This window comes from Streptomyces sp. NBC_01092 (genome assembly GCF_045039535.1).
GTDB lineage: Bacteria > Actinomycetota > Actinomycetes > Streptomycetales > Streptomycetaceae > Streptomyces.
In genome coordinates, this window is sequence record NZ_CP108659.1 from 7,277,827 (window position 1) to 7,297,323 (window position 19,497).

At 70.2% G+C, this 19,497-nt stretch carries 24 protein-coding genes; 16 read left to right on the forward strand and 8 right to left on the reverse strand.

Annotation, left to right across the window (positions count from 1 at the left end; all coding sequences use genetic code 11):
* Positions 1-5 precede the first annotated feature (5 nt).
* The gene (locus OG254_RS33225; protein ID WP_405589124.1) at positions 6-650 is read right to left on the reverse strand and encodes a PepSY domain-containing protein; all 645 of its coding nucleotides are present in this window, start codon (positions 648-650) and stop codon (positions 6-8) included.
* A 116-nt stretch (positions 651-766) separates the two neighbouring features.
* On the opposite strand from OG254_RS33225, the gene OG254_RS33230 reads away from it, so the two are divergent.
* Together OG254_RS33230 and OG254_RS33235 are read left to right on the forward strand one after the other, a co-directional pair.
* Positions 767-1,435, forward strand: a complete 669-nt coding sequence (locus OG254_RS33230; RefSeq protein ID WP_405589126.1) for a response regulator transcription factor — start codon at positions 767-769, stop codon at positions 1,433-1,435.
* The gene (locus OG254_RS33235; RefSeq protein WP_405589128.1) at positions 1,432-2,844 is read left to right on the forward strand and encodes an ATP-binding protein; all 1,413 of its coding nucleotides are present in this window, start codon (positions 1,432-1,434) and stop codon (positions 2,842-2,844) included. Before OG254_RS33230 ends, OG254_RS33235 begins: the two co-directional genes overlap by 4 nt.
* Before the next feature lie 36 nt (positions 2,845-2,880).
* Here the strand turns inward: OG254_RS33235 and OG254_RS33240 are convergent, their stop codons facing one another.
* From OG254_RS33240 to OG254_RS33260, 5 genes are all read right to left on the reverse strand, one after another.
* Complete coding sequence (locus OG254_RS33240) at positions 2,881-3,357, reverse strand: MarR family winged helix-turn-helix transcriptional regulator (RefSeq protein ID WP_147993779.1); 477 nt, start codon at positions 3,355-3,357, stop codon at positions 2,881-2,883.
* Between the two features lie 112 nt (positions 3,358-3,469).
* Positions 3,470-4,270, reverse strand: coding sequence for an AIM24 family protein (locus OG254_RS33245; RefSeq protein WP_351191899.1), 801 nt, complete (start codon positions 4,268-4,270; stop codon positions 3,470-3,472).
* Complete coding sequence (locus tag OG254_RS33250) at positions 4,267-4,917, reverse strand: AIM24 family protein (protein ID WP_405595337.1); 651 nt, start codon at positions 4,915-4,917, stop codon at positions 4,267-4,269. The genes OG254_RS33245 and OG254_RS33250 overlap by 4 nt, the downstream gene beginning before the upstream one ends.
* Before the next feature lies 1 nt (position 4,918).
* Complete coding sequence (locus OG254_RS33255) at positions 4,919-5,551, reverse strand: AIM24 family protein (RefSeq protein WP_147994297.1); 633 nt, start codon at positions 5,549-5,551, stop codon at positions 4,919-4,921.
* 76 nt (positions 5,552-5,627) lie between these two features.
* Complete coding sequence (locus tag OG254_RS33260) at positions 5,628-5,882, reverse strand: DUF6191 domain-containing protein (RefSeq protein WP_405595340.1); 255 nt, start codon at positions 5,880-5,882, stop codon at positions 5,628-5,630.
* 191 nt (positions 5,883-6,073) lie between these two features.
* On the opposite strand from OG254_RS33260, the gene OG254_RS33265 reads away from it, so the two are divergent.
* From OG254_RS33265 to OG254_RS33305, 9 genes are all read left to right on the forward strand, one after another.
* Positions 6,074-6,418 (forward strand): DUF3817 domain-containing protein, encoded by a 345-nt coding sequence (locus OG254_RS33265; protein WP_405589131.1) that lies wholly within the window; start codon positions 6,074-6,076, stop codon positions 6,416-6,418.
* Positions 6,415-6,708, forward strand: coding sequence for an MTH1187 family thiamine-binding protein (locus OG254_RS33270; protein WP_405589134.1), 294 nt, complete (start codon positions 6,415-6,417; stop codon positions 6,706-6,708). The genes OG254_RS33265 and OG254_RS33270 overlap by 4 nt, the downstream gene beginning before the upstream one ends.
* 358 nt (positions 6,709-7,066) lie before the next feature.
* Positions 7,067-8,176 (forward strand): SchA/CurD-like domain-containing protein, encoded by a 1,110-nt coding sequence (locus OG254_RS33275; RefSeq protein ID WP_405589136.1) that lies wholly within the window; start codon positions 7,067-7,069, stop codon positions 8,174-8,176.
* 45 nt (positions 8,177-8,221) lie between these two features.
* Positions 8,222-8,686: a cupin domain-containing protein gene (locus tag OG254_RS33280; RefSeq protein WP_351191893.1), complete on the forward strand. Its 465-nt coding sequence runs from the start codon at positions 8,222-8,224 to the stop codon at positions 8,684-8,686.
* Positions 8,683-9,954 (forward strand): beta-ketoacyl-[acyl-carrier-protein] synthase family protein, encoded by a 1,272-nt coding sequence (locus tag OG254_RS33285; RefSeq protein WP_405589139.1) that lies wholly within the window; start codon positions 8,683-8,685, stop codon positions 9,952-9,954. Before OG254_RS33280 ends, OG254_RS33285 begins: the two co-directional genes overlap by 4 nt.
* Positions 9,951-11,201, forward strand: a complete 1,251-nt coding sequence (locus tag OG254_RS33290) for a ketosynthase chain-length factor (RefSeq protein ID WP_405589142.1) — start codon at positions 9,951-9,953, stop codon at positions 11,199-11,201. Before OG254_RS33285 ends, OG254_RS33290 begins: the two co-directional genes overlap by 4 nt.
* 18 nt (positions 11,202-11,219) lie before the next feature.
* A complete protein-coding gene (locus tag OG254_RS33295; protein ID WP_351191887.1) occupies positions 11,220-11,486 on the forward strand; it encodes an acyl carrier protein in 267 nt (88 codons plus the stop codon).
* 1 nt (position 11,487) lies between these two features.
* Positions 11,488-11,943 (forward strand): SRPBCC family protein, encoded by a 456-nt coding sequence (locus OG254_RS33300; RefSeq protein ID WP_351191885.1) that lies wholly within the window; start codon positions 11,488-11,490, stop codon positions 11,941-11,943.
* Entirely contained in the window at positions 11,928-12,251 is a 324-nt protein-coding gene (locus OG254_RS33305; RefSeq protein WP_351191883.1) for a TcmI family type II polyketide cyclase, read from the forward strand. Before OG254_RS33300 ends, OG254_RS33305 begins: the two co-directional genes overlap by 16 nt.
* Before the next feature lie 60 nt (positions 12,252-12,311).
* On the opposite strand, the gene OG254_RS33310 is transcribed toward OG254_RS33305, so the two are convergent.
* Together OG254_RS33310 and OG254_RS33315 are read right to left on the reverse strand one after the other, a co-directional pair.
* Entirely contained in the window at positions 12,312-13,277 is a 966-nt protein-coding gene (locus OG254_RS33310) for an amidohydrolase family protein (RefSeq protein WP_405589147.1), read from the reverse strand.
* A 37-nt stretch (positions 13,278-13,314) separates the two neighbouring features.
* The gene (locus OG254_RS33315) at positions 13,315-14,946 is read right to left on the reverse strand and encodes an FAD-dependent monooxygenase (RefSeq protein ID WP_405589150.1); all 1,632 of its coding nucleotides are present in this window, start codon (positions 14,944-14,946) and stop codon (positions 13,315-13,317) included.
* Between the two features lie 144 nt (positions 14,947-15,090).
* Between OG254_RS33315 and OG254_RS33320 the strand changes: the two genes are divergently transcribed.
* From OG254_RS33320 to OG254_RS33340, 5 genes are all read left to right on the forward strand, one after another.
* Complete coding sequence (locus OG254_RS33320) at positions 15,091-16,359, forward strand: cytochrome P450 (RefSeq protein ID WP_405589152.1); 1,269 nt, start codon at positions 15,091-15,093, stop codon at positions 16,357-16,359.
* The gene (locus OG254_RS33325) at positions 16,356-16,682 is read left to right on the forward strand and encodes an antibiotic biosynthesis monooxygenase family protein (protein ID WP_405589155.1); all 327 of its coding nucleotides are present in this window, start codon (positions 16,356-16,358) and stop codon (positions 16,680-16,682) included. Before OG254_RS33320 ends, OG254_RS33325 begins: the two co-directional genes overlap by 4 nt.
* Positions 16,683-16,740: 58 nt before the next feature.
* Positions 16,741-17,250 (forward strand): MarR family transcriptional regulator, encoded by a 510-nt coding sequence (locus OG254_RS33330; protein WP_351191873.1) that lies wholly within the window; start codon positions 16,741-16,743, stop codon positions 17,248-17,250.
* A 43-nt stretch (positions 17,251-17,293) separates the two neighbouring features.
* Positions 17,294-17,632 (forward strand): DUF3817 domain-containing protein, encoded by a 339-nt coding sequence (locus OG254_RS33335; RefSeq protein WP_351191871.1) that lies wholly within the window; start codon positions 17,294-17,296, stop codon positions 17,630-17,632.
* A gap of 151 nt (positions 17,633-17,783) precedes the next feature.
* Entirely contained in the window at positions 17,784-19,484 is a 1,701-nt protein-coding gene (locus OG254_RS33340; RefSeq protein ID WP_351191869.1) for a methylmalonyl-CoA mutase family protein, read from the forward strand.
* Positions 19,485-19,497 lie beyond the last annotated feature (13 nt).

Consider the following 19,497-nt stretch of genomic DNA (forward strand, 5'->3'; position numbering starts at 1 on the left):
CGACGTCAGTCGTCGTCGCCGTCGTCCTCGTGACCGTCGCGGTCGTCGTGGTCCTGGGTGACCTTGCCCGTCTTGAGGTCGACCTTCCACTCGCCCTTGGTGCTGTCCACGCTCCAGGCCGCGGGGCCGTCGTCGTCGAGGTCGACGTCGGTGACGGTGCCCTTGGCCGCCACGGCCGCGGCTGCCTCGCGGGCGTCGACGGTCGCGCCCTTCAGCGCGGCGAGGTCCTCGCGGGCGTCGTCGTCATCGTCGTCGTCGCGCCGGTCGCCGAGGACCTTGCCGTCGCTCGCGGAGACCTTGACGTCGTGCTCGGTGCCGTCGCCCTTGACGACGGTCACCTCCCACCCGTCCACGCCGTCGTCGTCCAGGTCGGCGGCGACGGCCGTGCCCGGCGTGTGCTTCAGCGCGGCCGCGATGGCGTCGGCGGCGGTGACCTTGGCGGTGGCTGCGTTCGTACGGATCTCGGTGACGTCGTCGTCCCGGTCGTCGGCGGTGTCGTCCGCGCTGTCGTCCCGGTCGTCGGCGACCTTGACGCTCGACTGCCGCTGCGTGGGCGCGCTGTCGTCGCCACCGGCCGCGTAGGCCGCGACGGTGCCGCCGCCGATCAGGGCCGCTGCGGCGACGGTGGCGATGACGATGTTGCGCTTCATTCCGGTTCCTCCCGAGTCGTTGTCGTTTCGACACCGCTCAATCTGCCGAACCGACGCTGAGGGGAACCTGAAGGACCCTGAAGATATCTTCAGCTTCGCTTTGCGAACCTTTACGCATGCGCTTGTTGATCGTGGAGGACGAGAAGCGGCTGGCCCTGTCGCTCGCCAAGGGCCTGACGGCCGAGGGCTACGCCGTGGACGTCGTCCACGACGGCAGGGAAGGGCTGTACCGGGCCTCGGAGGGGTCGTACGACCTCGTGATCCTCGACATCATGCTGCCCGGCATGAACGGCTACCGCGTCTGCGCCGCCCTGCGCGCCGCCGGCCACGAGGTGCCGATCCTGATGCTCACCGCCAAGGACGGCGAGTACGACGAGGCGGAGGGGCTGGACACCGGCGCGGACGACTACCTCACCAAGCCGTTCTCGTACGTCGTCCTCGTCGCCCGCGTCAAGGCGCTGCTCAGGCGCGGAGGACAGGGCGCCGGGGCCTCGCCCGTGCACGTCCACGGCGACCTCAAGGTCGACACCGCCGCCCGCCGCGTCTTCCTCGCCGACACCGAAGTGGCCCTCACCACCAAGGAGTTCGCCGTCCTGGAGCAGCTGGTGACGCGGGCCGGTCAGGTGGTGTCCAAGGCCGAGATCCTGGAGCACGTCTGGGACTTCGCGTACGAGGGCGACCCCAACATCGTCGAGGTGTACATCAGCACCCTGCGGCGCAAGCTGCGCGCCGGGCTCATCCGGACGGTGCGCGGGGCCGGCTACCGGCTGGAGAAGGAACAATGAGAAGGCTGTTCGGCTCGGTCCGGTCCAGGGCCACGCTCGGCGCCACCCTCGTCGTCGCCGTGGCGCTGGTCGCGGCGGGGGCGGCGGTGCTGCTGTCGCTGCGGTCCAACCTGATCGAACAGGCGGGCAACGAGGCGGAGCGCACCGCGCAGAACGTCGTCGCCCAGCTCGCCGCCGGGAAGGCCTACGACCAGCTGGACCTGGACGACGACAGCCCGGTCCAGGTCGTCGACGCGCAGGGCACCCTGGTCGCGGCGAGCGGCGAGCTGGAGCGGATCAGCGGCACGGCCACGGACGCCGTGCAGCCGCAGCCGCAGAAGGGCAGTACGAGCGGCGAGGACGGCGACGACGACGCGGACGACGACTCCGCCGTGGGCGAAGCCGGGGAGATCGGCGAGGGGACCGAGTTCAGCGACGGCTCCGCGACGATCGACGGCGAGAGCGCCGACTACCGCTTCGCCGCCGTGTCCGTGGAGGCCGGCGAGCGAGGACCGCTCACCGTCTACGCCGGAGGTTCGCTGGACGCCGAGCAGAGTGCCGTGAACACCGCGCTCACCGTCATGCTCATCGGCTTCCCGCTGCTGCTCGGCGTCGTCGCCGGCGTCACCTGGCTGGTCACGAGGCGCGCGCTGCGCCCGGTCGAGGGCATCCGGGGCGAGATGGCCGCGATCACCGCTTCCGAGGATCTCGCGCGCCGGGTGCCGGTGCCGGACACGCACGACGAGGTCGCCCGCCTCGCGCTGACCACGAACGAGACGCTGGCCGCCCTCCAGACCTCGGTGGAGCGCCAGCGCAGCTTCGTCGCCGACGCCTCGCACGAGCTGCGCAGCCCGATCGCGTCGCTGCGCACCCAGCTGGAGGTCGGTGTCGCGCACCCCGAGCTGCTCGATCTCGACGGCGCGGTCGAGGACACCGTACGGCTCCAGGGCCTTGCCACCGACCTGCTGCTGCTCGCCCGGCTGGACGCGGGGGAGCGGCCCGGTGACGCGCGGTTCGACCTCGGCGCGCTGGCCCGGGAGCAGGCCGAGGGGCGAGCCGGCGTGACGGTCGAGGCGCAGGACGCGACGGTGGCCGGGTCGCGGGGGCAGGTGGGGCGGGTGCTCACCAACCTGCTGGACAACGCCCGGCGGCATGCCCGCTCGGCGGTCACCTTGACCGTGCGCACCGAGGGGGAGTGGGTCGTGGCGGCCGTCGCCGACGACGGGGACGGGGTGGCCGAGGCCGACCGGGAACGGATCTTCGAGCGGTTCGTCCGGCTCGACGAGGCCCGCAGCCGCGACGACGGCGGGGCCGGGCTGGGCCTTGCCATCGCCCGTGACGTCGCCGTACGGCACGGGGGGACGCTCACCGTGGGCCGGGCGCCGGCGGGCGGAGCCCTGTTCGAACTCCGCCTGCCGCCGGCTCAGTAGGCGCCGGGGTCGCCGGTGCCTCGGGGGCCGCCCGGGTTACGGGCGTCCCCGCTGGCCGCGCAGGTGCTCGGCGATCGGCTTGAGCCCCTTGTCGAGCTCCGCCAGGGCTTCGGGGGAGAGGAGGTCGATGAAGTGCCGGCGCACGGACGCCACGTGGTGCGGCGCGACCTTCTGCATGGTCTCCATGCCGTGATCGGTGAGGACGGCGTAGAGCCCACGGCGGTCGGACTCGCAGTTCTCACGCCGGACCAGGTTCGCGTTCTCCATCCTGGTGATCTGGTGGGAGAGGCGGCTCTTGGACTGCAGGGTGGCGGAGGCGAGGTCGCTCATCCGCATCCGTACGTCCTCCGACTCGGAGAGGTTCACCAGGATCTCGTAGTCGTTCATTGTCAGGCCGAACGGCTGCAGGTCCTTCTCGAGCTGGTACGTCAACAGCCTGTTGACCTCCAGGTGGGTGCGCCAGGCGCACTGCTCCGCATCGGTCAGCCAGCGAGTGGCCGTCTCGGTCTCCATGAATGAAGTCTACCTAAGAAGTTGAAAGGCGAACTAGTGAGGGTTTCCTATGACACGTACGTGTGAAGCCTGTGTGCTCACACGTTCGATGTCACACTCCGCAGACTACCGCTCACAGCCCGAAGCGACGCTGGAGGTCTCCCAGCTGTCCGGGAAGGCGCGGTGTCCCGGCCAGTTGTGAAGGGCCTGTGTGCGACCCCCCGCCACCGGGCACTCCGGCGTCCGGCGGGACCGCCCCCGTGGCCTGCTCGGCCATGAGGGTCTCGGTCGACTGGAGCAGGACGGTGCCGGCCCCGACGAACTCGAACTGATGCTCCTCCCCGGAGGCCCCGCCGAGGCCCGTCAGTGCACGTAGACCGCCCATCACGCCGGTCATGTAGCCATGGTCGTAGTGGTGGCACGGCGACGGGCAGTCGGCCCAGCCGACGAGCGCCTGCGGGTCCACCCGGATCGGGGGTTCCATGAACACCACCGGCCCGTTAGATGCGGCCACGAACTTTCCGGTTCCGATGAGTGTCAGAAAACCCGGCACGATCGATTGCTTGAGTGCGAGAGTTGGCTGAAAAGCGAGCAGGTTGCCCGAGCGAATGGTCAGGTTGCCGTCTTCGAGGTCGTACGAATTCACGTCGAAGGCCCGGTCGGCCAGCAGCATCTTGCCGGAGCCCTCCGCCACGACCCAGTCACTCGCGTGCAGTGGCGAATGAAAGGACGTACGGACAAGTCGGTCGAGTCGGCCGTGCCCCACGCCGTTGAAGTCGATCGAGCCGTAGTAGGCGATCATCTTCCCCTTCTGCAGGAACCACTGGCTTCCCTTGAGTTCCACGCAGAAGGTGTAGGCGTTGACGTTCTCGTCGGAGGGCAGCGAGGCCGGGTCGAGGACCGTGGGGCCGCCCGGGGTTCCGTAGGTGCTCACAGCTTTTCCTCCGACGCCTGGACGTAGACCGCGCCACTGCCGCTGAGCTCCAGCTGGAAGGCCTCGCCGGAGCCGCGGCCCACCATGTCGCGCCAGCCGAGTGCGGTGGACAGCTTGTTGCGTACGTCGCCGTGGTGGGCGACGTAGGCCTGGGGGTCGACGTGGACGGGGCGCTGGGGGGTGATCGGGATCTCGAAGACGCCGCCGTGCGCCATGACCGCCACGGCCCCGTGGCCCTTCAGGGTGGTCGTGAACAGCCCCTGCCCGCTGACCTGGCCCCGGACCATGCCCATGACCCCGCCCTGCGAGCCGAGGAACATCGTGCCCTGGTGGAGGGTGCCTTCGAAGGCGAGGAGGCGGTCCGCCTCGACGCACAGGGTGTCGCCGGTGAGCTGGATCACCTGGACGTGGTGGCCACCGTGCCCGAAGAGGACCGTGCCGCTGCCCTCGACGGTCATCAGCGGGGTGTCCTCGTTCGCCACCCGGCGCCCGATCATCGACATGATCCCGCCCTGGCCGCCCGACACGTTCGGAGTGAAGGACACCTCGCCCTTGTAGGCGAGCATCGCGCCGCGCTGGCTGAACAGCTTCTGGCCGGGCATGACCGTCGCCTCGACCATCTTGGAGTTGATCTCACGGAAGCCCATCTCAGACATCCCCCGCGATCGTGTTCCGCTCGCTCGGCTGGACGTACACCAGCCCGTCCCCCTCGAACCGGATCTGGAAGGCCTCGCCGCCGCCCTCGCCCATGAGCGTGCGGAACGTCACACCGGACTGGAAGGACTGTCGCAGATTTCCCTGGTGGGCGACGTACGCCCCCGGGTCGACGGTCAGCGGGTACTGCGCGCTGACCCGCAGCACCACGGCCGGACCGTCCGACATGATCGCCGCCTGCCCGCGGCCCTCGACGGTGGTCGTGAACAGCCCGTTGCCCTGGGAGGCGCCGCGCAGCCCCGTGAAGGAGGTGCCGGTCTGCAGCCCCGCGTCGGTCGCGAGCAGGTTGCTCGACTCGACGTACAGCTTGTCGCCCTGGAGGTTCACGAGGTTGATCTCGCAGGCGCGGTCGGCGAACCAGCACGTCCCGTGCCCCTTCACCTCCATCACCGTCATCTGCTCACCGGTGAGCCGCCGGGTCACCATGCCCCGGATGCCCTCACCGCCGCCGCTCATCTTCTTGAAGGCCATCTGTCCGTCGTACGCGACCATCGAGCCGTTCTTCGCCTTCACGGCGTCCCCGGTCATGTCGACGGCGAGCACCTTGCTGCCTTGGAGTCGGAACATCGCCACGCAGTGAAGGTAACCGCAGCCGCCTGCCGCCAACAGATCCCAAAGGTTGACTTCATCCCTGACGGGACCCCTAGGAGCGGGCTCGGCGGGTTTCGTCCCGCCGCAGCCGGATGACCGCGGTCCCCCTGCCGAGGTCCACCGTCGACCTCGGCGGCGCCCCGTCCTCCTCGTCGTCCCGCATCACCTGGGCGACGCGCCGCTCCTCCAGCTCGCTCTGCTTGCCCGGCGAGAGGGACGCGTGCAGTTGCTCGAAGCCGGTCGCGGAGATCTGGCCCTGCCGCGCGGCGTTGCGCCAGGGCAGCCACCGGGCCCGGCCGGCCCGCATCAGCAGCTGGCCGAGTGGGATCCCACTCCGATCCCCCTCGGATCCCACTCAGCGGCTCGCCGGTGGGCAGCCCGACCCCGGGCCCGGACCCCCCGTCGGGGTTTGCCACAATGGGCGGACGTTTGTGCTCGCGTTCACAAGCTGATCCGAGCCGACCGACGCTCTCCCACCGAACCCACCGAAGGTGACCCGTGGACATCAAGACCGCCACCGCCCTCCGCCGCCTCCGTCTCGTCTCGGCCCCCGAGGCGGTGTCGTTCCTGCTCCTGCTCGTCTGCTCGGTGCTGAAGCGGACCACGGACTTCAACGCGGTGCCCGTGATGGGCATGGTCCACGGTGTGCTCTTCGTCCTGTACGTGATCTTCTGGGCGGACGCCTGGAACCGCGCCAAGTGGCCGCTGAAGACCGCCGCGCTCTACTTCGTCCTCTCCGTCCTGCCGACCGGCGGCTTCTTCGCCGACCGCAAGCTCAAGCGCGAGGCCGAGGACGCGGTGATCGCGTCCCGCGCCCGCAAGCAAGGAATCGTGGGCGCATGATCGTCGCGTTTTCCGTGACGCCGCTCGGCGTCGGCGAGGACGTGGCGGAGTACGTCGCCGACGCCGTCCGTGTGGTCCGCGAGTCCGGCCTTCCGAACCGCACCGACGCGATGTTCACCTCGGTCGAGGGCGAGTGGGACGAGGTCATGGACGTCGTCAGGCGCGCCGTCGCCGCCGTCGAGGCACGCGCGCCGCGGGTGTCCCTGGTGCTCAAGGCGGACATCCGCCCCGGCGTGACGGACGGCCTCACCTCCAAGGTGCAGACGGTGGAGCGCCACCTGGCCGAATAGCCGAATAGAGGGGCGCACCTGCGTCCGACGGACCCTCCGGCCTCCGTCACCTCCAAGTCCCCGCCATCCAGCGGGGACTTCGGCGTTCTACCGGTCGCGGGGGACGCCCCCGGCGCGATGGGCGCCCCTGCCCTCCCAGCCGCCCCGAGATGTGCCTGACGTGGTGTCGGCCCGCTCCGCAGGTGTGCTCGCGTAAACGCATTCCGGCCTGCCCGGCGGGCAGTTCCCTCAATTGGCCCGCGTGGCTCGCGGAGGTCAGGGCCCTGACCCACGATGAAGGCCTCAGGGCCGAAACCCGCGTTCGCGCTGGTGGACAGGGACGGCCGCCGCTTGCTCCCGCGAAGGAAGGGTCTGCCGGATGACCACTTCGCCCTACACGTCACAGTCGGCGTTCGACGGCTCCAGGATGCGCGTCCTCCTGCTCGTCGACCTCCACGAGGGTGCCCAGCAAGAGTTCCTGGACGCGTACGAGCAGATGCGTGACCGAGTCGCCTCGGTGCCCGGTCACCTCGGTGACCAGTTGTGCCAGTCCGTGGAGAACCCCTCCCAGTGGGTCATCACCAGCGAATGGGCGACCGCCCCGCCGTACCTCGCCTGGGTGAACAGCGACCAGCACCTGGAGACGGTCCGGCCGCTGCAGAACTGCGTGCGTGAGCTCCGCTCGATGCGCTACGGCATCGTCCGGGAGACCGGCGGCGACCGCCCCCGGGCCGGCGCGCTCCAGTCGGTGCCGCGCGAGGGCGACGGCGTGATCCGCCATGCCCTGACCTTCACCGTCAAGCCCGGCTCCGAGTCCAAGGTCGCGGAGATCCTGGCCGGCTACGCGCCGCCCGAGGCCCGCGTCGACGCCACCACGCGGCTGCGCCGGACGACCTTGTTCATGCACGGCAACCGGGTCGTGCGCACCGTCGAGGTGGAGGGCGACCTGACCGCGGCCCTGCGCCACGTCTCCCGCCAGCCCGAGGTGCGGGCCGTCGAGGAGGCCATCAACCCGTATCTGGAGCAGGACCGGGACCTCTCGGATCCCGAGTCCGCCCGGACCTTCTTCATCCGTGCCGCCATGCCGCCTGTCCACCACGTGGCGCGCGGCGGCGCGGAACCCGGCGAACTGCGGCGCAAGGCCCTGTACTACCCGGCCAAACAGGGCTGCGGGATGGCGCTGGCCCGGCTGCTCGCCCGGCAGGACGAGACGGCCGCGGCCGACCCCGCGTCCCCCGTGCACCGCAGCACCGTCTTCCAGCGCGAGGACATCGTCGTCCGCCTCATCGACGTACAGGGCGATCCCGAGACCGATCCGGTCATGGCGCTCGGCATCCACGGCCCCAGGAAGGCCGCCGTCCTGGCACGTCTGCTCGACGGCGAGGCACTCGGCGTCACCGGTCCGCTCACCGGCGGACGGGACGCCAACCGCCTCCTGGCGCATGCCGACATGGCGCTGATCACCGACCGCAGGGCCGCGCAGTCCTGACGGCGCGGGGACCGACACCTCATCGAACGACCTGGAGACAGAACCATGGACAAGATGCGCCCGCGCGTCGTGGACGTCAACGAGATCGAGCCCAACCGCAAGCGCGGCGGCGACCTTCGCACCCTGCTCACCCCGGTCACGGTGGGTTCGACGAGCGGCTTCATGGGCCTGGCCATCATGCGGCCCGGCGAACGCATCAGCGAGCACTACCACCCGTACTCCGAGGAGTTCATCTACGTCGTCGAGGGCCGGCTGGAGGTCGACCTGGATGGCGAAACGTTTCCTCTCCGGGCCGACCAAGGCCTCATGATCCCCATCGACATGCGGCACCGCTTCCGCAACGTTGGTGACGAGGAGGCCCGGATGGTCTTCCACCTGGGCCCGCTCGCGCCGAACCCCAAGCTCGGCCACGTCGACACCGAGGCCCCGGAGATCAGCGACGACATCAAGCCGTACCCGCTCGTCCAGGCGGAGGGCGCGCAGCCGGAACGCCCAGGGGTGCTGTCATGACCCGGCGCGTGGCGGTCACCGGCATAGGCGTGGTCGCCCCCGGCGGGATCGGAGTTCCGGCGTTCTGGGACCTCCTGTCCAACGGCCGTACGGCGACCCGCGGCATCACCCTGTTCGACCCCGAGGGGCTGCGCTCCCGCATAGCCGCCGAGTGCGACTTCGACCCGCTCGCGCACGGCCTCGACCCGGACGTCGCCGAACGCGCCGACCGGTACATACAGTTCGCCCTGGCCGCCGCGCAGGAGGCGGTGACCGACAGCGGTGTCGACTTCGGTATCGAGGACCCCTGGCGCGTGGCCGTGTCCCTGGGCAGCGCGGTGGGCGGCACGACCCGGCTCGAACACGACTACGTCCTGGTCAGCGAGCACGGGCAGCGCTGGGACGTCGACCACCGCAGCGCCGAGCCCCAGCTGCACCGGGCGTTCTCACCCAGCACGCTCGCGGCCGACGTCGCCGAACGGTTCGGCGCCCAGGGCCCGGTGCAGACCGTGTCCACCGGCTGCACCTCCGGACTGGACGCCGTGGGCTACGCCTTCCACACCGTCCAGGAGGGCCGCGCCGACGTCTGCATCACCGGGGCGTCGGACTCGCCGATCTCCCCGATCACCATGGCCTGCTTCGACGCCATCAAGGCGACATCGCCCAACAACGACGACCCCGAGCACGCCTCCCGCCCCTTCGACGCCCACCGCGACGGCTTCGTGATGGGAGAGGGCGCCGCCGTCCTCGTCCTGGAGGACCTGGAGCACGCCCGCGCGCGCGGCGCGCACGTCTACTGCGAGATCGGCGGCTACGCCACCTTCGGCAACGCCTACCACATGACCGGTCTGACCAGCGAGGGCCTGGAGATGGCGCGGGCCATCGACGACGCCCTCGACCACGCGCGCGTAGACCCCACCGAGATCGACTACGTCAACGCGCACGGCTCGGGCACCCGCCAGAACGACCGGCACGAGACCGCCGCCGTCAAGAAGTCGCTGGGCTCCCACGCCTACGACACGCCCATGAGCTCGATCAAGTCCATGGTGGGCCACTCGCTCGGCGCGATCGGCGCCATCGAGGTCGTCGCCTGTGTGCTCGCGCTGGCCCGCCAGGTGGTGCCGCCGACGGCGAACTACGAGACCCCGGACCCCGAGTGCGACCTGGACTACGTCCCGCGCACCGCACGCTCCCGCCGGCTCGACAACGTGCTCTCGGTGGGCAGCGGCTTCGGCGGGTTCCAGTCCGCGGTGCTCCTGACGGGGCCGAGTGGGAGGAGACGACGATGAGTGGTCCACACGCCCGGCAGACCGCCGTCACCGGTATCGGCGTGGTCGCGCCCAACGGCCTGCACGCCGACACCTACTGGAAGAACGTCCATGAGGGCGCGAGCGTCCTCGACCGGGTCACCCGGGACGGCTGCGAGCATCTGCCGCTGCGCGTCGCCGGCGAGGTCCGGGGCTTCGACGCGTCGGCGCTGATCGAGGAGACCTTCCTCGTCCAGACCGACAAGTTCACCCACTTCGCGCTGGCCGCCGCCGACGCCGCCCTGAAGGACGCGGGGCTGACCCAGAGCGCCTGGGCCGACGCGCCGTACTCCGTCGGAGTCGTCACCGCGGCCGGGTCCGGCGGCGGCGAGTTCGGCCAGCGGGAACTGCAGAAACTGTGGGGACAGGGCTCCCGGTTCGTCGGGCCCTACCAGTCCATCGCCTGGTTCTACGCCGCCAGCACCGGCCAGATATCCATCCGCAAGGGCTTCAAGGGCCCCTGCGGTGTGGTGGCCAGCGACGAGGCGGGCGGCCTGGACGCCGTCGCGCACGCCGCCCGGACCGTGCGGCGCGGGACGGACGTGGTCGTGGTCGGGGCCGCCGAGGCGCCGCTCGCCCCGTACTCGGGGGTCTGCCAGCTCGGCTACCGCGAGCTCAGCACCGTCGAGGACCCCGCCCGCGCCTACCGCCCCTTCACCTCGGCGGCCTGCGGTTTCGTGCCCGCCGAGGGAGGGGCCGTGCTCGTCGTGGAGGACCTGGACCGCGCCCGGCGCCGGGACGCGGTCGTCCGGGCCACCGTGGCCGGACACGCCGCCACCTTCACCGGCGCCTCGCAGTGGGGCCGGTCGAGGGAGGGGCTCGCGCACGCCATCCGCGGTGCCCTCGACGAGGCCGGCTGCGCGCCGGAGGAGATCGACGTGGTCTTCGCCGACGCGATCGGCGTCCCCGAGGCGGACCGCGCCGAGGCCCTCGCCCTCGCCGACGCCCTCGGCCCGCACGGCACCCGCGTGCCGGTCACCGCCCCCAAGAGCGGCATCGGGCGGTCGTACTGCGGGGCGCCCCTGCTGGACATCGTGGCCGCGGTGCAGGCCATGGAGCACGGGCAGATCCCGCCGACGCCGGGCGTCTTCGACATCTGCCACGACATCGACCTGGTGACCGCCACCGCGCGCCCGGCCGAGCTGCGCACGGCCCTGGTCCTCAGCCGGGGACTCATGGGCTCGAACGCGGCGCTCGTCCTGCGCAAGGGCCCTGCGACCGCCGCTTAGAAAGACAAGGAGAACCTCATGACCACCGAAGTGACCAAAGTGACCTTCGAGGAACTGGCCGCCCTGATGAAGAAGGCCGCGGGCGTGACCGTCGACGCGCACGACCTCGAACGCCGGGCGGACAGCCCCTTCGCCGAGTTCGGACTGGACTCGCTCGGCCTCCTCGGCATCGTGGGCGAGCTGGAGAACCGGCACGGCTGGGCGCTGCCCACCGACGCCGAGCGCTGCAAGAGCCCCCGTGCCTTCCTCACCCTCGTCAACGGCGCCCTCACGACAGGAGCCTGAAGTGGCCGGACACACCGAGAACGAGATCACCATCGCCGCTCCCCTCGACCTCGTCTGGGACATGACGAACGACCTGGAGCGCTGGCCCCAGCTCTTCAGCGAGTACGCCTCCTGCGAGGTGCTGTCCCGCGAGGACGACACGGTGACCTTCCGCCTGACCATGCACCCCGACGAGAACGGCAAGGTGTGGAGCTGGGTCTCGGAACGGGCCGCCGACCGCGACAAGCTCATCGTCCGCGCCCGCCGGGTCGAGACGGGCCCCTTCGCCTACATGAACATCGTGTGGGAGTACGAGGAGACCCCGGCCGGCGTCCGGATGCACTGGACGCAGGACTTCGCCATGAAGCCCGAGGCGCCGGTCGACGACGCCGGCATGACGGACATCATCAACCGCAACTCGCCCATCCAGCTGGCCCTCATCCGTGACCGTGTGGAGGCAGCATGCACCACGCACTGATCGTCGCCAGGATGGCCCCGGAGTCGGCCAAGGACATCGCCGGTGTCTTCGCGGCGTCCGACCGCGGTGAACTGCCGCACCTCGTCGGGGTGACCCAGCGCTCGCTGTTCCAGTTCGGCGATGTGTACATGCACTTCATCGAGGCCGAGCAGGACCCGGGACCGGCCATCGCGAAGGTGACCGGGCACCCCGAGTTCGTCGACATCAGCAGGAAGCTGGAGACGTTCGTCAGCCCGTACGACCCGCAGACCTGGCGGAGTCCGAAGGACGCGATGGCGAGGTGCTTCTACCGCTGGGAGAGGGACTGAGCGAAAAAGGCCGCCGCCCACGCTGACCGAGCGCGGGCGGCGGCCTTCTCATGCGTGCCGTCACGAACGCGCGAGCCCCGGCATCAGCCGCAGCGCGTTCTCCCGGTTGATGCCCTGGCGCTGCTCCTCGGAGAGGAAGGGGTCGCCGTCCAGCGCGGGCGTCACGCTGTCGACGATGACGTGGGCGGGGGTGGGCGGCCAGTCGGTGCCGAAGAGGATGCGGTCCGGGTCGACCGTCGCCAGCAGGGTGGGCGTGGCCGAGGCCGACATGGGCCCGGCCGTGTCGAAGTAGAACCGGTGCAGGTAGTCACGGACCCGGGCGGGCTCGATCGGCGGATCGATACGCCCGCCGAACAGTTCGAGCCGGGTGGCCATGTAGGGCAGGAAGCCCCCTCCGTGCGGCAGGATGAAACTGAGGTTCGGATAGCGGTCCAGGGTGCCGTTGCGGATGAGGTTGATGGCCGCGCGCGTGGTGTCCAGCAGGAAGTCGCAGACGAAGGGCGGCATCCCCGGCAGCCCCGGGGCGCCGTCCTTGCCCGCCGGTACGTCCATGGGGTGCGTGCTGATGACCGCGGACCGCTCGTTCAGCTCCTGGAGCAGTCGGTCGTGCGAGGCGTCGCCGAGGAAGACGCCGTCCATGCTCGTGCGCGTGCTCACCCCGATGGCACCGAGCTCGTCGAGGCCGTACCCGACGCTCCAGGAGGACAGCTCCAGGTCGTCGAGGAAGACGGGCGTGAAGAAGGCGAAGCGCGCGGGGTTGGCCTCCACGACGTCGGCCGCGGCCCGCAGGGCGACCTGCGCGCTCTCCTGACGCTCGGCGCGCTCCCGGAGCCGGCCCAGCATCGCCACGGTCATGACGGAGGTGCCGATCCCCGTCTTGTCCATGACCTCCAGTGCCGTGTTCAGGTCCCAGCGGGTCCACCAGGGCAGCTTCTCGCGGTTGACCACACCTCGTTCCTGCGCCCAGTCCAGCCAGTCCGGGGCGGTGAAGTGGTGGTGGACGTCGATGCGTCCGGCAAGGGTCATGGGGGTGTCCTCGTCGTTCGGTGGGGGACAGCGGGGTTCAGTCGCGGCAGAGCACGCTCTGCAGCACATTCGTCAGGACGCGGTCGGCGTCCGGCATCGCGGCGTCCGCCCGCCAGGCGACGAATCCGTCGGGGCGTACGAGCACGGCGCCGTCCTCGGCCGTGCCGTGCAACTCGGCCCAGTCGGCGTCCCGTTCGGGGGCGAGGTCGTGATCGGGGCCCGTTCCGACGAGATACGCCTCGATGGGGACGCCGAGGTTGAGGGCGGCCTTCTCCACCGCGGCCCGCCACTTCTGTCCCCCGGAGCCGGCGAGCAGCACGAAGGAACGCTCGTACAGGTCGAGCGTGGAGATCCTGGAGTCTCCCCGCATGACCCACATGTGGGGCGCGCGGCTTCCCGGGTCGCCGCCGAGGTGGAAGGCGTCGGGGACGATCGGCCGCTCCGGCGGGGCGCCCACCACGGCGCTCGACGCGTACCGGTAGCACAGGGCGACGGTCATCAGGTCCGCCGGATCGTCGTTGCGGCGGGCGCCGGGGCTGAAGCCCGGGTGCTGTTCGTCGGCCGCCTGCACGCACGCGCGCGTGCCGGTGGCGAGGGCGACGGGCCGGCGTTCGAGCTCGTAGCTGTCGAGCAGTGACGGGCAGGCCCAGCCGCGCAGCACCGCGGCCAGCTTCCAGGCCAGGTTGTGAGCGTCCTGGATACCGGTGTTGGAGCCGAACGCCCCGGTGGGCGGCATCTCGTGGGCCGAGTCGCCGGCCAGGAACACGCGGCCCTCGCCGTAGCTGTCCGCGACCCGCTTCGAGGCGTGCCAGGGCGCCCTGCCGGTGATCTCGACGTCGATGTCCGCCACTCCGACGGCGGCCCGGATGTGTGCCGCGAGCCGCTCGTCGGTGAAGTCCTCCAGCTCCTCCTGCCGGTCGGGGTGCCAGGGAACGTGGATCACCCAGCGCTCCTCGTTGTCCACCGGCAGCAGGGCGCCCTCGCCCTGGGGGTCGGTGACGTAGCAGACGACGAATCGTTTCTTTCCGACGTGGTTCTTCAGGGTCCTGCTGCGGAACGTGACGCTGACGTTGTGGAACAGCTCGCCCGGCCCCGACTGACCGATCCCCAGATGGGTGCGGACGGGGCTGCGGGGGCCGTCGGCGGCCACCAGGTAGTCGGCGTTCACGGTGTGGATCTCACCGGTGTCGCGGTTTCTGACCTCGGCCCGTACGCCGTCCCCGTGCTCGGTGAAGGAGAGCATCTCCGAGTTGAAGCGGATGTCGGCGCCCTGCTCGCGGGCGTAGTCCAGCAGCACCGGTTCGAGATCGTTCTGGCTGCACAGGCACCAGTCGGAGGAACTCACCCGGGAGATGTCCATGCCGCCGGAGATGTCGCCGATGAGCCAGCGGCGCTGCTCCCCGGTGAGGGTGTCCACCTGGAGGATGCCGTCGTTCCCGGCGAGCACGCGGGCCGCGTCCCGGATCCGTGACTCCAGGCCGGCGGTCCGGTAGATCTCCATGGTGCGCACGTTGTTGCCGCGGCCACGCGGGTGCGTCGATGTTGCGGCATGGCGTTCCACGACCATGTGCTCGATACCGAGGCGGCCCAGGAAAACCGAAGTGGAAAGACCCACCAGGGATCCGCCGACGATGAGGACTGGTACAGATTCCGCTTGGTGTCCGCTCACGTCGTCGATGTTTACCAAGCCGGGGTGCGACACACACGTGTTGCGGTGACCCGACCCATATGGCGCAGCGCCGTTTGCGGCGCGGTACGGCCCGGGAAACGGTGGCTCTGACCATCGAAATTCACGCCGACCCGGGGACCAGTCATGACGCAAGCGTTCGCATCCGAGGAATCCGAGGCACTGTCGTCGCAAGAGGCCGCAGCTGCGGCCTCGTCGTGCAGCCGGGAGTTCCGCGCCAACCCGCACCCCGTCTACGCCGCGCTGCGCGAGGCGGCGCCCGTGTGCCCGCTGTCGCCGCCCCACGGGGTGGAGACGTACCTGATCACGCGTTATGACGACGCCCGTGCCGCGCTGGCCGACCCCCGGCTGAGCAAGGACATGTACGGCGCCATCGACGCCTACCACCGCATCTTCGGTGACTCGTCGATCGCGCTGGACGACAACATGCTCTTCTCGGACCCGCCGAAGCACACCAGGCTCCGCCGGATCGTCGGCAACACCTTCACCCCGAAGCGGGTGGAATCGCTGCGGACGCGCGTGCAGCAGATCACCGACGAACTGCTCGACCAGTGCCCGACGACCGGGCCGGTGAATCTGCTCCCGGAATTCTGTTTCCCGCTGCCGCTCCAGGTGATCTGTGAACTCCTGGGCGTTCCGGAGAACGAGCGGAAACAGGCGCAGGAATGGTCAGCCACCGTCGCACAGACCGGATTCGGGCCGGAGGCGCGCGCGAAACTGGAGATCGCCGAGGGAAATCTGCGCGACTATCTGGTGGACCTGTGCGCACGCAAGCGCAGCGAGCCGGACTCGGATCTGCTCAGCGCGCTCGTCACCGCCCAGGACCAGGAGGGCTCGCTCACCGACCACGAACTCGTCTCGACGGCCTGGGTGCTCCTTTTCGCGGGCCACAAGTCGACGGCGTACCAGATCGGGAACGCGGTCTACCACCTGCTCAGCCGGCCGGACCAGAAGGAGCTGGCCCTGCGGGACGCGAGCGCGATGAACGCGGCCATCGAGGAGATCTTCCGCTTCGAGACGTCCGTGGAGAACTCCACGTTCCGTCACGCGAAGGAGGACATCGTGATCCGGGACGTGCTCATCCCCAAGGGCGCGCTCGTCCAGATCTCGATCACCGGGGCCAACCGCGACCCGGAGATGTTCACCGCGCCGAACGAGCTGGACGTCCGGCGCCCGAACGTCCAGGCCACGCATCTCGCCTTCGGCTACGGCCCGCACTACTGCGTCGGCGCGCCCCTGGCCCGCCTGGAGATGCAGATCGCCTTGGGCACGCTCTTCGCCCGCCACCCCCGCATGGCCCTCGCCGTGGCCCCGGAGGAAGCGCGCTGGATGACCGTGCCGTTCCCCGCCTTCCGGGGACTTGCGGAGCTGCCCGTCGTCCTCGACCCGTCATGACCGCCGGCACCTCGGCCCTGGCGCGGGTGCGGGTGATCCGGCTGCTGCGCGTACGGGAGGGGATGGAGGCGGAGTTCGTGCGTTCCTACGAGGGCGTACGAGCGGGGGCCGAGGGGTTCTCAGGGCACCTCGGCGAACAGCTGTGCCGCTCCCTGGACGACCCCGCCCAGTGGCTGCTCACCAGCGAGTGGGCCGACCTCGACGCCATCCGCCGCTGGCGCACCGGCGACGCCCACCGGACCCTGGTCGAGCCGATGAACGCCTGCCTGCACGACGACCGGTGGACGGGGGTGTTCCAGGTCCGGGAGACGGCCCGGCGGTGAGCGACCGAAAGGCGAGACGGGGCTGACCAGCATGTGACCGGCCGGTAAGGTCGGTCGCGTGCCGAAGCCGCTCAGTCTTCCCTTCGATCCCATCGCACGCGCCGACGAACTCTGGAAGCAGCGCTGGGGAAACGTGCCCTCCATGGCCGCCATCACCTCGATCATGCGCGCCCAGCAGATCCTGCTCGCCGAGGTCGACGCGGTGGTCAAGCCGTACGGCCTGACCTTCGCGCGCTACGAGGCGCTCGTGCTGCTGAACTTCTCCAAGGCCGGCGAGCTGCCGATGTCCAAGATCGGCGAGCGACTCATGGTGCACCCCACGTCCGTTACGAACACCGTGGACCGCCTCGTCAGGTCCGGTCTCGTGGACAAGCGGCCCAACCCGAACGACGGGCGCGGCACGCTCGCGTCCATCACCGCCAAGGGCCGCGAGGTGGTCGAGGCGGCCACCAGCGACCTGATGGCCATGGATTTCGGGCTCGGGGTCTACGACGCCGAGGAGTGCGGGGAGATCTTCGCGATGCTGCGCCCGCTCCGGGTCGCGGCGCACGACTTCGACGAGAGCTGACCCGGGGCAAGATCTGCCGGAACGGGTCGTTACGCTCGTACGCATGAAGAAGAGCGTGCTGACGCGCTACCGCGTCATGGCCTACGTGACCGGTGTGCTACTCGTCCTGCTCACGCTGGGCGTCATCGCCAAGTACCTGCTGAAGATGGACGGCGCCGACAGCTTCACCAGCGTCGTCGGCATCGCGCACGGATGGCTCTACGTCCTCTACCTGGTCTTCGCCTTCGACCTGGGCTCCAAGGCGAAGTGGCCGGTCAAGCGACAGCTGTGGGTGCTGCTGGCCGGGACGATCCCGACGGCCGCCTTCTTCGTGGAGCGCAAGATCACGCACGAGCTGGAGGCCAAGGTCGCCGACGAGGCGGCCGCGGTCGCCAAGGCCTGACCGCAGCTGCCGCAGGCCTCGACCGGTACCGCCGCGGAGCTCGCTTCGCGGCGGTTGTCGAGGCTTTTTTTCTGGGAGTTTTACTAGGACGTCCTAGTTAATCTCCGCCAGCCATCGACATTTACTAGGACGTCCAAGTAAATTTGATGGTATGGACGCTGACGCCATCGAGGAGGGCCGCCGCCGCTGGCAGGCCCGGTACGACGCCGCGCGCAAGCGCGACGCTGACTTCACCACGCTCTCCGGGGACTCCGTGGAGCCGGTGTACGGGCCCCGGCCGGGCGACGGCTACGAGGGCTTCGAGCGGATCGGGTGGCCCGGGGAGTACCCCTTCACACGTGGCCTGTACCCGACCGGCTACCGAGGGCGGACGTGGACCATCCGGCAGTTCGCCGGGTTCGGGAACGCCGAGCAGACCAACGAGCGGTACAAGATGATCCTCGGCAACGGCGGAGGCGGTCTCTCGGTCGCCTTCGACATGCCGACGCTCATGGGCCGCGACTCCGACGACCAGCGCTCGCTCGGCGAGGTCGGGCACTGCGGTGTGGCCATCGACTCGGCCGCCGACATGGAGGTCCTGTTCAAGGACATCCCGCTGGGCGACGTGACGACGTCGATGACCATCAGCGGACCGGCCGTGCCGGTCTTCTGTATGTACCTGGTCGCGGCCGAGCGCCAGGGCGTCGATCCCGGCGTCCTCAACGGCACGCTCCAGACCGACATCTTCAAGGAGTACATCGCCCAGAAGGAGTGGCTCTTCCAGCCCGAGCCGCACCTGCGCCTCATCGGCGACCTCATGGAGCACTGCGCGGCCGGCATCCCCGCCTACAAGCCGCTGTCCGTCTCCGGCTACCACATCCGCGAGGCCGGAGCGACGGCCGCGCAGGAGCTGGCGTACACACTGGCCGACGGGTTCGGGTACGTCGAGCTGGGGCTGTCGCGCGGCCTGGACGTCGACGTCTTCGCGCCGGGCCTCTCCTTCTTCTTCGACGCGCACCTCGACTTCTTCGAGGAGATCGCCAAGTTCCGCGCCGCCCGCCGCATCTGGGCGCGCTGGATGCGGGACGTGTACGGCGCGCGGAGCGACAAGGCGCAGTGGCTGCGCTTCCACACCCAGACCGCCGGTGTCTCGCTGACCGCCCAGCAGCCGTACAACAACGTGGTGCGTACGGCCGTGGAGGCGCTCGCGGCCGTGCTCGGCGGGACGAACTCGCTGCACACCAACGCCCTCGACGAGACCCTCGCGCTGCCCTCCGAGCAGGCCGCGGAGATCGCCCTGCGCACCCAGCAGGTCCTCATGGAGGAGACCGGGGTCGCCAATGTGGCCGATCCGCTGGGCGGTGCGTGGTACGTCGAGCAGCTCACCGACCGGATCGAGGCCGACGCCGAGAAGATCTTCGAGCAGATAAAGGAACGCGGGCTGCGCGCGCACCCCGACGGGCAGCACCCCATCGGGCCGATCACCTCCGGCATCCTGCGCGGCATCGAGGACGGCTGGTTCACCGGCGAGATCGCCGAGTCCGCCTTCCAGTACCAGCGGTCCCTGGAGAAGGGCGACAAGCGGGTCGTCGGCGTCAACGTCCACCACGGGTCGGTCACCGGTGACCTGGAGATCCTCCGCGTCAGCCACGAGGTGGAGCGCGAGCAGGTCCGGACGCTGGCCGCACGCAAGGCGGCCCGCGACGACGCCGCGGTGCGCACCGCGCTCGACGCCATGCTGGCCGCGGCCCGCAGCGGCGCCAACATGATCGAGCCGATGCTGGAGGCCGTACGCGCCGAGGCGACCCTCGGCGAGATCTGCGACGTGCTGCGGGACGAGTGGGGGGTGTACACGGAGCCGGCGGGCTTCTGAGACCCTCCGGCGG

Coding starts and splice junctions, on each gene's coding strand:
- OG254_RS33235 (WP_405589128.1), top strand. CDS start 1,432: ATGAGAAGGCTGTTCGGCTCGGTCCGGTCCAGGGCCACGCTCGGCGCC.
- OG254_RS33225 (WP_405589124.1), bottom strand. CDS start 650: ATGAAGCGCAACATCGTCATCGCCACCGTCGCCGCAGCGGCCCTGATC.
- OG254_RS33340 (WP_351191869.1), top strand. CDS start 17,784: ATGGACGCTGACGCCATCGAGGAGGGCCGCCGCCGCTGGCAGGCCCGG.
- OG254_RS33285 (WP_405589139.1), top strand. CDS start 8,683: ATGACCCGGCGCGTGGCGGTCACCGGCATAGGCGTGGTCGCCCCCGGC.
- OG254_RS33335 (WP_351191871.1), top strand. CDS start 17,294: ATGAAGAAGAGCGTGCTGACGCGCTACCGCGTCATGGCCTACGTGACC.
- OG254_RS33280 (WP_351191893.1), top strand. CDS start 8,222: ATGGACAAGATGCGCCCGCGCGTCGTGGACGTCAACGAGATCGAGCCC.
- OG254_RS33320 (WP_405589152.1), top strand. CDS start 15,091: ATGACGCAAGCGTTCGCATCCGAGGAATCCGAGGCACTGTCGTCGCAA.
- OG254_RS33250 (WP_405595337.1), bottom strand. CDS start 4,917: ATGGGCTTCCGTGAGATCAACTCCAAGATGGTCGAGGCGACGGTCATG.
- OG254_RS33290 (WP_405589142.1), top strand. CDS start 9,951: ATGAGTGGTCCACACGCCCGGCAGACCGCCGTCACCGGTATCGGCGTG.
- OG254_RS33295 (WP_351191887.1), top strand. CDS start 11,220: ATGACCACCGAAGTGACCAAAGTGACCTTCGAGGAACTGGCCGCCCTG.
- OG254_RS33275 (WP_405589136.1), top strand. CDS start 7,067: ATGACCACTTCGCCCTACACGTCACAGTCGGCGTTCGACGGCTCCAGG.
- OG254_RS33325 (WP_405589155.1), top strand. CDS start 16,356: ATGACCGCCGGCACCTCGGCCCTGGCGCGGGTGCGGGTGATCCGGCTG.
- OG254_RS33240 (WP_147993779.1), bottom strand. CDS start 3,357: ATGGAGACCGAGACGGCCACTCGCTGGCTGACCGATGCGGAGCAGTGC.
- OG254_RS33310 (WP_405589147.1), bottom strand. CDS start 13,277: ATGACCCTTGCCGGACGCATCGACGTCCACCACCACTTCACCGCCCCG.
- OG254_RS33230 (WP_405589126.1), top strand. CDS start 767: ATGCGCTTGTTGATCGTGGAGGACGAGAAGCGGCTGGCCCTGTCGCTC.
- OG254_RS33260 (WP_405595340.1), bottom strand. CDS start 5,882: ATGCGGGCCGGCCGGGCCCGGTGGCTGCCCTGGCGCAACGCCGCGCGG.
- OG254_RS33305 (WP_351191883.1), top strand. CDS start 11,928: ATGCACCACGCACTGATCGTCGCCAGGATGGCCCCGGAGTCGGCCAAG.
- OG254_RS33270 (WP_405589134.1), top strand. CDS start 6,415: ATGATCGTCGCGTTTTCCGTGACGCCGCTCGGCGTCGGCGAGGACGTG.
- OG254_RS33255 (WP_147994297.1), bottom strand. CDS start 5,551: ATGTTCCGACTCCAAGGCAGCAAGGTGCTCGCCGTCGACATGACCGGG.